The 1,636-nt window shown below is 63.7% G+C and carries 1 protein-coding gene; it reads right to left on the reverse strand.

Annotated features, from left to right (window positions below; genetic code table 11):
* The coding region (locus tag A6723_RS31030; RefSeq protein WP_139093118.1) for a methyl-accepting chemotaxis protein at positions 1-1,177 on the reverse strand (1,177 nt) is incomplete at its 3' end.
* Positions 1,178-1,636 lie beyond the last annotated feature (459 nt).

The following is a 1,636-nucleotide window of genomic DNA, read 5'->3' on the forward strand; positions in this document are numbered from 1 at the left end:
TCGCCGCGGCGACGCTGTTGGTCCGGTTGGACTGCTCATCGGAGTTGCTCATCGATGAGTTGGAGGCGTTCACCACCAATTGCGAGACGTCGTGCAACTGGCGTGCGGTGGAAGCCACTTCGCGGATCGATTCGTGGATACGTTCGACGAAGCGGTTGAAGGCGTTGCCCAGCACGCCGAACTCGTCGTTGCTGGCGACCTTCAGGCGCTTGGTCAGGTCGCCCTCGCCCTGGGCGATGTCTTCCATGGCGCGCCCCATGGTGGTCAGCGGCTGCATCAGCACGCGGATCAGCATGCCCAGCAGGAGCAGGATGGCGACGATGGCGATGGCCGCGGCGATGACGGCCGAGGTGCGGAATTTGCTCAGCATCGAATAGGCGGCGTCCTTGTCGATGGACAGGCCGATATACCAGTTCACCGATGGCAGGCCTTTGACCTGGGTGAAGCTGAGGATGCGGGTGTGGCCGTTGAGCTCGGCCTCGCTGAAGCCGCCGCCGATCCTGGGCGTGTTCTGCGGGTAGATGTCGGCCAGGGACTTCATGATGAAGCTCTTGTCCGGGTGCACCAGGATCTTGCCGTCGCCGCTGACCAGGAAGGCATAGCCCATGCCGCTGAAGTCCAGCGAGTTGATGATCTGTACCAGGGTCTGCAGGCCGAGATCGCCGCCGACCACGCCTACGGTCTTGCCGCCGGCGCGGGCCGGGGTGGCCACGGTCATGATCAGTTCCTGGGTGGCCGCGTCGATGTAGGGTTCGGTCAGCGTGGTGCCGCCGGCCGCGACGGCATCCTTGTACCAGGGGCGGGTGCGCGGGTCGTAACCATCAGGCATGGCGCTGTTCGGGCGCATGGTGAAGGTGCCGTCTTCCTGGCCCAGGTAGGTGAAGTTGAAGGTCTTGCGCAGGGTCTCCTGTTCCAGCAGCGCGCTCAGGTGGTCCGCTGCGTTGTCGCGGGCGATGGTCTGTGCGGTGCTTTCGATCAGCAGCAGCCGGCCGCTCAGCCAGTTCTGGATGTTGCTGGCGCTCACGTCGCCCATTTCCCGCAGATAGTCCTCGAGGTCCTCGCGGATCGCGTTGCGCTGCAGGTAGTCGTTGTAGAGGGTGAAGAGGGCGAATGCCGAGAAAACAACAAGAGAAGCGGCCAGGAGGATCTTATGGCTGAATTTCAGGCTCTTGATCATGCTGCGTCGAGTCCGGAGGTAGTGGGATGCCTGAACGGCGTGGGTCCGGGCGACAGATCCGGTGTCGCCGCAGAACGTCCGTCCCCGTGGTGTGAAACGGACGGCGCCGGCGCGGCGGATAGCCGTGCGGGCTTGGCCGGGACTCCCTTGTCCCGGCAGTGAAGACAGGCCCGGTTTGTGGGTTGCTATCAAAGGCCTTCACCCTTGCTTTCGGCGTGGCCTGTGGAAGCTTGAAAGAGTCGGACGAACGGTAGAGGTGGCTCTGTGGCGGGTGTTTCAGCGGTGATACAGGCGGCTGTCGAGCGGCTCCCCCATGGTCCTGCAGGGAGCGAGGTCTCTTGTAGGAGCGAACTTGCTCGCGAATAAAAAAGGCGCCCGGAGGCGCCTTTTTCGTTTCCGCCGGAATCAGATGCGGAAGCTGTCCACCAGGTGGCGCAGGCGGCCGGCCTGGTTCTCCAG

Origin of the sequence: Pseudomonas sp. AU11447 (genome assembly GCF_001672555.2) — a bacterium.
GTDB classification, from domain to species: domain Bacteria; phylum Pseudomonadota; class Gammaproteobacteria; order Pseudomonadales; family Pseudomonadaceae; genus Pseudomonas; species Pseudomonas nitroreducens.